This is a genomic window from Achromobacter sp. 2789STDY5608615 (assembly GCF_001298995.1).
In the GTDB taxonomy this organism is placed as follows: domain Bacteria; phylum Pseudomonadota; class Gammaproteobacteria; order Burkholderiales; family Burkholderiaceae_B; genus Achromobacter; species Achromobacter insuavis.
Genome location: NZ_CYTY01000014.1, coordinates 1 through 8,508 on the forward strand (window position 1 = coordinate 1; position 8,508 = coordinate 8,508).

An 8,508-nucleotide genomic window follows, 5' to 3' on the forward strand; every position below is an offset into this window, starting at 1 on the left:
GCGTCGGGGCGGTGGTCGCTGCGCGTAGTGGCTGCGCCGCGGGCGCTTGCGCCCGCGCCCGGGGTCAGCCTTGTAGCTGTTTGTAGACTTCTTCGGAGAGGCGTTGGAGTTCGTCGCGGCTGACGGCGCCAGAGAGGGCGTAGCCGAATTGGCCTTCGACCCAGTAGAAGACGCGCACGGGGCCTTCCTGGGTGAATTGGAAGGCGGTCTGGCCGCCGGCGGCTTCGCGGGTGACGTAGAGGGTCAGGCGTTGGCCGTCGGGGGCGCCGTACATGAAGAGGGCGACGGGGCCGCTGCCGCCGGGCAGCAGGCGGCCGCCGACGAGGTCGTAGCCGGCGTGGGTCAGGGAGGGGGCGCGCACGGGGGCGCCCAGGCGCTTGGTGAGCCAGGTGACCAGGGCTTTTTCGTTGTCGCCGCTGACTTCGACGGGGCGGCCCATGTCGGGGGCGTAGACGGCGTGGGCGATGGCGGCGCGCTGGGCGTAGCCGCCGGCGGCGCGGTCGGGGGCGGCGGTGGCCAGGACGGTCTGCAGATGGCGGGCGTCCAGGGCGCCGCGCGCCAGCCAGGCGCTGCTGGCGCTGATGGCGGCGATGGCGATGCCGGCCGCCAGGGCGCGCCACGGCAGGCGGCGCGCGGGGGGGCGAGAGCGGCAGGCGCAGGGGCAGGGGTTCGTCCAGCACCGGGTCGAGCAGGGCGTGCAGGGCGCGGCGCTGGGCCTGCCAGGCGTGGACGCGGGCCAGGTCCTGCGGGTGGGCGGCGAGGAAGGCGTCGACCTCGGCGTGGCGGCCGGGCGGCAGCTGGCCGTCGGCGTAGGCGTGCAGGTCGGCTTCGGTGATCGGGTTGCCGGCGTTGGGGACGGCGTGGAGGCGTTTGTCGTTCATGTCATTTCACGCGATGGAGCCGGCTGGCGGGTTCCTGGCCTTGCATCAGGGCGCCCAGCCGTTCGCGGGCGCGCGACAGGCGCGACATGACCGTGCCGATCGGCACGCCCAGCACCTGCGCGGTTTCCTGGTACGACAGGTCTTCCACGCACACCAGCAGCAGCACTTCGCGCTGCTCGGCCGGCAGGCCTTGCAGGCAGCGGTCCAGGTCGCGCACCTCCAGGTGGTCGGTCTGCGTGGCGCGCACCGGCACGTCGGGCAGGTCGCCCGCGCCGGCCTGTTCGGCCTGCCGGTGGTTGGCGCGCACGCCGTCGATGAAATGGTTATGCATGATGCCGAACATCCAGGCCCGCAGCTCGCCGCGGCGCTGCCAGCGCGAATAGCGGCTCCAGGCGCGTTCGAGCGTGTCCTGCACCAGGTCGTCGGCCCGGTGCGGGTCGCCCGTCAGCCCGCGGGCATAGCGCCGCAGGCTGGGGATGCAGGCCAGGATCGCGGCTTCGTCGTCGGCGCGCATGGTCGGGCGTGGATGGGCGGCGCGGCCGGATCAGGGCTTGATGACGTGCCAGACGTCCTTGAAGTTGTCGCCGGTCTTGTCGCCCGGCTTGGCGTCCTTGGCGTACAGGTAGACGGGCTTGCCCTTGTAGGCCCACTGCTTGGAACCGTCGTCGCGGGTGATGATGCTGAGGTCGCCCGAGGCCTTGGCGTCGGCGGCGGCGGTGACCGGGGGCCAGATCTTGGCGCACTGGTCGTTGCAGGCGCTCTTGCCGCCGGCATCCTTGTCGAAGGTGTACAGGGTCATGCCGGCGCTGTTGACCAGGACGCCGTCCTGGGTCTTGACGGCCTGGGCGTGGGCGCCGGCCGAGAACAGGGCGGCGGAGGAGAGAACCAGGGCTGCGGCGATTTGAGTACGCATGTCGTGCCTCGTAGATGGGAAAGTGGGGGACTGCCCTCTACAGACGCCGGGCGGAACGGGAATATTCCGCCGCGGGACAAAAAATTGTGGAGGGCCGGGGATGACGATCCAACCGAGCCTCGCGCGGGCCCTGGGCAACGGCCGCCGTCAGGCGTGGCCGCTGGCGGGCGGGGCGGGTTCGTAGCGCATTTCTATTTCCAGGGCGGTCTCCTCCACGGGGGTGAAGCCCAGCGACTCGTAGAGCCGGCGGGCGGGGTTGCCCTTCAGGACGGACAGGGTGACCGGGGCGCCTTCGTCGTCCGCCTGCCGCAGCAGGCTCGCCAGCAGGCGCCGGCCCAGCCCCTGGCCCTGGAAGGCCGGGTCGATCTGGATCTGCACGACGCGCCAGCCGGCCGGGTCGCGGAAGGTCTTGAACAGGCCGGCCGGGCGGCCGTGCAGCCAGACGATCTGGGCGTCGTCGAAGTGGTAGCGGATGCGCGCCAGGTGATGCGCATCGTCCTGCGGCGCGCCGGCGCGCGCCAGGTGTTCGGTCATGGTCGCCTTGCGCAGCGACAGCAGGAACGGCAGGTCGTCTTCGGTGGCGGCTTGCAGCGCCAGGGAATGGGGGCTCATGGTGCGGCTTCAGGGTTGCTTGAGGGGACCACGCTTGGCGCTTTTGCCGGCCTGGTGGATGAGGTTATAGAGCTGTTGCGCCGCCGGCGCCAGGGGGCGGCCCCTGCGCGAGATCAAACCCAGGCTGCGGGTGACGCGCGGATGCTCCAGTTTGATGCCCGCCAGGGTGGGGTGGCCGGCCGGCGGCATCGCCAGCTGGGGCACCGCCGCCACGCCCAGGCCGGCTTCCACCAGGCCCAGCAGGGTCATGACGTGGCTGACCTCGAAGGCGCTGACGGTGCGCTTGCCGCTCTTGGCCAGGGCGTCGTCGATCAGCAGGCGGTTGCCGCTTTCCTTGGCCACGGTCATGAAGCGTTCCTGCGACAGCTCCTCCCACGATACGCTGCGGCGCGCGGCCAGCGGATGGTCGCGGCGCACCGCCAGCACGAAATCCTCGCGCAGCACCGCCTTGAAATCCACGTCCGGCTCCTGGGTGCCGAAAAAGCTGATGCCGAAGTCGGCGCGGCCGGTCACCACGCTGTTGAGCACGGTGTGGGCGGTCTCGTCGATGATGCGGACCCGTATCCGCGGAAAGCGCTCGGCGTAGTCGTGAATGATGGCGGGCAGGAAGTAATAGGCCACCGACGGCACGCAGGCCACGGTCACCAGTCCGCCGCGCTGCGCCGCCAGGTCGCCGATGCTGAGCACCGCGCGCTCCAGTTCGTCGATGGCGCCGCGGGCCCGTTCCAGGAAGATGCGGCCTACGTGCGTCAGCGCCACGCGGCGCGTGGTGCGTTCCAGCAGGCGCGCGCCCAGCAGGTCCTCCAGCTTGTCGATGCGGCGGCTCAGCGCCGGCTGCGACAGGTTCAGGTCTTCGGCCGCGGCGCGGAAACTGGCGCGTTCGGCCACGGCCACGAAGGCCTGCAATTCCTGCAAATCGAAATTGATGCGTGCCATGCATTAATCCATCCGTAAGTTGCAATTCAAATAATAGCCGCGCCGTCGCAGAATGCACCGCATGGAAACGATCATCCCTTGCGTACTGATGCGCGGCGGCACCTCCCGCGGCCCCTTCTTCCTCAGCGACTGGCTGCCCGCCGATCCCGCCGAGCGCGACCGGCTGCTGCTGCAGGCCATGGGCTCGCCCCACGCGCTGCAGGTCGACGGCCTGGGCGGCGGCAACTCGCTGACCAGCAAGGTCGCGATCGTGTCGCGCTCGACCCGGCCGGACTGCGACATCGACTATCTGTTCGCGCAGGTCTCGGTGGACCGCGCCAGCGTCGACACCCGTCCCAACTGCGGCAACATGCTGTCGGGCGCCGCGCCCTTCGCCATCGACGAGGGCCTGATCGCCGCGGCCGACGGCGAAACCGCGGTGCGGGTGCACAACGTCAACACCGGCGCCGTGATCGAGGCGGTGGTGCAGACGCCGGGCGGCCGCCTGACCTACGAAGGCGAGGCGCGCATCGACGGCGTGCCGGGCGTGGCCGCGCCGGTGCGCCTGAACTTCCTGGACGCCTGGGGCGCGGTCACCGGCCGCCTGTTCCCCACCGGCCAACGGCAGGAAACCGTGGACGGCGTGGCCGTCACGCTGATCGACGCGGCCATGCCGATGGTGCTGCTGCGCGCCGCCGACTTCGGCCTGCGCGGCGACGAGTCGCCGGCCGAGCTGGACGCCGACCCGGCGCTGCTGGCGCGCCTGGAGCGCATTCGCCGCGAGGCCGGCGCCCGCATGGGGCTGGGGGACGTATCGAACAGCGTCATTCCCAAGCCGGTGCTGCTGGCGCCCGGCAGCGATCCGGCCATCCTGTCCGTGCGCTCGCGCTATTTCACGCCGCACGCCTGCCACCGCGCCCACGCCGCCACCGGCGCCGTCGGCGTGGCGGCGGCCTTCCTCATGCCGGGCACCGTGGCGCATGATTGCGGCGGGCCCGCGCCCAGGGCGGGCTATCGCGGCGTGCGCATCGAGCACCCGTCGGGCGGCATGGACATCGACGTGAACCTGGACGCGGCCAGCGGCGAAGTGCGCGCCGCCGGCCTGGTGCGCACCGCGCGCAAGATCATGAAGGGCCTGCTGTACGTGCCGGGCCGCTATGGCGCGGCGCGGCAGGAGCAGGACGCCCGCCACCGGCTGGCCACGCGCCAGCCGGTGGCGGCCTAGACCGACACAAGACCCAGCGGTCCGCAGAGACCGCCCACAGAACCCTCTGGAGACATGACATGGCTTTCCCCACCCGCAGCACCCTGTGCGCCGCCGCCCTTTGCCTGGTCCTGGGCAGCCCGGCCGCGCACGCCGAATTTCCCGAACGCGCCATCACCATGGTGGTGCCCACCGCCGCCGGCGGCGGCAACGACACCCTGGCCCGCGTGATCGGGCAGAAGATGGGCGAACTGCTGGGCCAGACCGTCATCGTGGTCAACAAGCCCGGCGCGCAGGGCGCCATCGCCGCCGACTACGTGGCGCGCCAGCCGGCCGACGGCTACACCCTGATGCTGGGCTACATCGGCACGCACGGCATCAACCCGGCGCTGCAGAAGCTCAACTACGATCCGGTGCGCGACTTCACCGCGATCGGCATGGTGGCCGACTCGCCCACGCTGATGGTGGTGTCCAGCAGCATCGGCGTGCAGGACGTGCCGGGCCTGCTCAAGTACGGCCAGGCCCACCCCGACGGCCTGAGCTACGCCTCGGCCGGCCCGGGCACGGCGCCGGCGGTGGCGGGCGAGCTGTTCAACCGCGCCACCGGCGCGGCCATGCTGGAGATTCCCTACAAGGGCTCGGCGCCAGCCATGACGGACACGCTGGCGGGCGTCACCCAGGTCATGTTTCCCAGCCTGTTCAGCGCCTATCCGCACCTGAAGTCGGGCAAGATCCGCGCGCTGGGCGTGGCCGGCACGCGCCGCGCCAAGGTGCTGCCCGACATGCCGACGCTGGCCGAACTCGGCGTGCAGGGCGTGGACGTGGCGCAGTGGTACGCGGTGTTCGCGCCCGCCAACGCCGATCCGCAGGTGGTCGCCAAGCTCAACACTGCGCTCAATGGCGCGCTCAACGATCCGGCCGTGGCCGGCAAGATCGACGACCAGGGCGCAGAAGTGCGCACCAGCACGCCGGCCGAGCTCGCCGCGTTCGTGCGCGAGGAAGCCGTCAAGTGGAAGCGCCTGGCGTCGACGATTCACGCGGCGCTGTAAACAGCGCCAGCGGCGCGGCGTCGAAATGGCGCAGGTTCGGAAACACCAGCCGCAGGTCGTCCGCGCTGGCGCCGAACCAGCCGCCCAGCGCCGCGCCCAGCTGCTCCACCGCCAGCGTCGGCAGCAGCCGGCCGTTGTCGACGAAGCCGGGGCCGTCCGGTGCGATCTCGGGATGCGCGCCGTGGTAGCGGCCGCCGTTGACGGCGCCGCCCAGCACGAAATGATGCGCGCCCCAGCCATGGTCCGAGCCGTTGCCGTTCGACCCCAGCGTGCGGCCGAATTCCGAGGCGGTGAAGGTGGTGACCTGGCGCGCCACGCCCTGGCCCGCCAGCGCCGCCTGGAACGCCGCCAGCGCCTGGCCCAGCTCCTTGAGCAGGGCGGGATGGGTGTCGTTCAGGCCGGTGTGGTTGTCGTAGCCGTTCTGCGACACGAAGAACACCTGGCGGCGCGCGCCCAGCGCCTGGCGCGCGGCGATGATGCGCGCCACGATCTTCAACTGCTGCGCCAGCGGCGAGGCGAAATCGCCCGGCACCGCCACGCCCGACAAGGCCGTCCGCAGCCGCGCGTCGGCGTCGATCGACTGCGCCGCGATGCGTGACATCTCGCGCTCCATCAGGTGCTCGCGCGGTTGCGTGATCAGCTGGCGCAACAGCGCGGTGCAGGCGCTGGAGCCATACATGTCGCGCGTCAGCAGCTCGATGCGGGTCGAGCCGTTCACGCCGACCCGGTAACCCGCGACGTGGCGGCCCGCCAGCAGCACGGTGCTGCCGCCGGCGGTGATGCCGGTGAAGCTGCGCTGCGCGTTGATGTCGGCGTACAGGTCGGTCAGGCGGCCGGCCCAGCCGGAGGAAGCACCTTCCGGCGCCAGCGCCTGCCAGTACGATTGCTGGTCGTTGTGCGAGAACAGCTTGGGCGGCAGCGGCACGCGCGCGCCGATGTAGTCCGCCTTGCTGGTGGGCGTCACCAGCGGGCCGACGTTCAGCACCGCGGCCATCTCGCCGCGCTCGAACAGCGGCGCCAACGGCGCCAGCGATGGGGCCAGCGCGAACTGCGCGCCACCGGCGGCGGGCGTTGCGCCACGCAGCGCCGTGGCCTGCAGCGCCTCGCGCGGCAAGGCGATGTCGGTGCGCGCCGCGGCGTAGGCGCGATAGGCGGCGGGGTCGAACGGCACCAGCGTGTTGAACGGGTCGTTGCCGCCGTACAGGAAGACGCACACCAGCGCCTTGTAGTCTCCCGGCGGCGCCGACTGCGCGGCCGCCGCGCCCAGCGCCGCCAGGTTCAGCGCCAGCGGCGCCGCCGCGTGGCTCGCGCCCAGGGCGCAGGCGCGCAGCAGGAATTCGCGGCGATCGGCTCTCATTTCTGCACCAGGTATTCGGGGCTGGCCGCCACCAGCGTGATGGCGGCGCGCACCCGGTCGAGCGGCCGTTCGCGCGGCAGGGTGTCGACCGCCCGCGCGATGGCCTGCGCCGTGGCCGCGCTGAAGGCGTCGCCCGCCAGCAGCAGCACGACCCGCGCCACCAGCGCATCGGCGTCGGCGGCCAGCGCGATCTCGGCGGTGTACGGGGTCTGCAGGTCTTCCCAGCCGCGATCGACGTAGATGGCCACGAAGTTCAGGTAGCCGGCGATGCTGGTTTCATCGGTGATCTGCAGTTCCGGCGCGACCAGGCCGCGCCGCGCCAGCTCGGTGACGGGCGGCGTGTAGCGCGGCCGGAAGAAATTGAACACGCTGGCCGAGCGCATCGGGCTCTGCGCCAGCCGGATGGTGTTGTCGGTGGTGTCGGGCATGGCCCAGGCGCCGTTGGTGGAGGTGGCGCCGAACGCCCGCGCCCAGCCGGAAAAACGCAGGATCGGCTCGCGCACCTTGCCCCAGCCCGGCGCGGCCAGATCGGGGTGGCGCGCCTCGTCGTCCAGCAGGATGGCGCGCACCACCGCCTTGAGATTGCCGCGCGCGCCGTGGCCGTCGTCGTCGAACACGGCCGCCACGCGGCCGACGTAGGCTGGACTCGGATTGCTGGTGACCAGCCGCTGGATCAGTTGCGTGCCGATGAACGGCCCTACGTTGGGATGCGCGCTGATCACTTCCATCGCGCGCTTGAGCGACAGGTGGCCGTCGGTGCCGGGCGGAATCACCGCGCCCAGGAAGCGCTTTTCGGCCAGCGAATGCAGCGCCGGATTGAGCGCCATCGGCCGGCGGTGGAACTGCACGTCGGTCTCGGGACCGTCCAGGTCCCAGCCGGTGAAGACCTTGGCCAGGCCCTGCACGTCGGCGTTGTCGTAGGTTTCCACCGGCGCGCCGTTGGCCAGGCGCGGCGTGCCGTCGCGGTTCAGTTCGACCAGGCCGATGCTGAACAGCTGCATCACCTCGCGCGCATAGTTCTCGTCGGGATGGCGGCCGGTGCGCGGGTCTTCCTTGCGGTTGCCGCGATAGGTCAGCATGCAGCCCATCGACAGGTTGCGGGTGACGGCGGTGAGCAGGTCCTGGTAGTTGCCGAAGGCATGCTCGGCCAGCAGGTCCATGAAACCGGCGGCGCCGAACAGCGGCCAGTTGGCGGTGATCGACGCCACCCCGACCACGAAGATCTCCGACAGCGCGAACGCCACCCGGGTGCGGACCTGGTCCTCGGCGCTGATGAACTTGCGCCATAGCGTCGATTCGAGCGGCGCGTTGATGCCGTTGCCCTTGTAGGCCTCGGTGTCCTTGCCTTGCTGCAGCAGCCAGTCGAAATGGCTTTGCGAGGGCGGCAGCGCCAGTTGCGCGTCGAGCCATCCGGCGTAGCCGTCGCGCGCCACGGCGTCGATCAGCGCCGGCGTCGGGCCGAAGGTGGCCTGCGCCAAAAAGCGTGAGGCCTGGCCGGGCGTGGGCGGGCGGGTTTCAGCGGAAGCGGGCGGGGCCGCTCCGGACGGCGACGCGGACATGCAGGCAGCCCCGGGGTC

Annotated in this window: 8 protein-coding genes and 1 pseudogene; 2 read left to right on the forward strand and 7 right to left on the reverse strand. The window is 71.5% G+C overall.

The genetic code is table 11. The annotated features are described in order from the left end of the window. Positions 1 to 64 precede the first annotated feature (64 nt). From AOZ49_RS13935 to AOZ49_RS13955, 5 genes and pseudogenes are all read right to left on the reverse strand, one after another. Positions 65 to 881 (reverse strand): annotated as a pseudogene (locus tag AOZ49_RS13935) (anti-sigma factor). Position 882: 1 nt separating this feature from the next. Beyond that, positions 883 to 1,395, reverse strand: a complete 513-nt coding sequence (locus AOZ49_RS13940; RefSeq protein WP_006390948.1) for an RNA polymerase sigma factor — start codon at positions 1,393 to 1,395, stop codon at positions 883 to 885. 30 nt (positions 1,396 to 1,425) lie between these two features. Continuing rightward, positions 1,426 to 1,794 carry a COG4315 family predicted lipoprotein gene (locus tag AOZ49_RS13945; protein ID WP_054428606.1) on the reverse strand — a complete coding sequence of 123 codons (369 nt, stop codon included), beginning with the start codon at positions 1,792 to 1,794 and terminating at the stop codon, positions 1,426 to 1,428. Between the two features lie 147 nt (positions 1,795 to 1,941). Further along, the gene (locus AOZ49_RS13950; RefSeq protein ID WP_054428605.1) at positions 1,942 to 2,406 is read right to left on the reverse strand and encodes a GNAT family N-acetyltransferase; all 465 of its coding nucleotides are present in this window, start codon (positions 2,404 to 2,406) and stop codon (positions 1,942 to 1,944) included. Positions 2,407 to 2,415: 9 nt separating this feature from the next. Continuing rightward, positions 2,416 to 3,342: a LysR family transcriptional regulator gene (locus tag AOZ49_RS13955; RefSeq protein ID WP_054460429.1), complete on the reverse strand. Its 927-nt coding sequence runs from the start codon at positions 3,340 to 3,342 to the stop codon at positions 2,416 to 2,418. Positions 3,343 to 3,403: 61 nt separating this feature from the next. On the opposite strand from AOZ49_RS13955, the gene AOZ49_RS13960 reads away from it, so the two are divergent. Together AOZ49_RS13960 and AOZ49_RS13965 are read left to right on the forward strand one after the other, a co-directional pair. Continuing rightward, positions 3,404 to 4,546, forward strand: coding sequence for a 4-oxalomesaconate tautomerase (locus tag AOZ49_RS13960; protein WP_054476124.1), 1,143 nt, complete (start codon positions 3,404 to 3,406; stop codon positions 4,544 to 4,546). Positions 4,547 to 4,605: 59 nt separating this feature from the next. After that, a complete protein-coding gene (locus tag AOZ49_RS13965) occupies positions 4,606 to 5,574 on the forward strand; it encodes a Bug family tripartite tricarboxylate transporter substrate binding protein (protein ID WP_054475963.1) in 969 nt (322 codons plus the stop codon). Here AOZ49_RS13965 and AOZ49_RS13970 read toward each other — a convergent pair. Continuing rightward, positions 5,531 to 6,931 carry a DUF1501 domain-containing protein gene (locus AOZ49_RS13970; protein ID WP_054460431.1) on the reverse strand — a complete coding sequence of 467 codons (1,401 nt, stop codon included), beginning with the start codon at positions 6,929 to 6,931 and terminating at the stop codon, positions 5,531 to 5,533. The genes AOZ49_RS13965 and AOZ49_RS13970 overlap by 44 nt on opposite strands. After that, complete coding sequence (locus AOZ49_RS13975) at positions 6,928 to 8,490, reverse strand: DUF1800 domain-containing protein (protein ID WP_054475966.1); 1,563 nt, start codon at positions 8,488 to 8,490, stop codon at positions 6,928 to 6,930. Before AOZ49_RS13975 ends, AOZ49_RS13970 begins: the two co-directional genes overlap by 4 nt. Between the last annotated feature and the right edge of the window lie 18 nt (positions 8,491 to 8,508).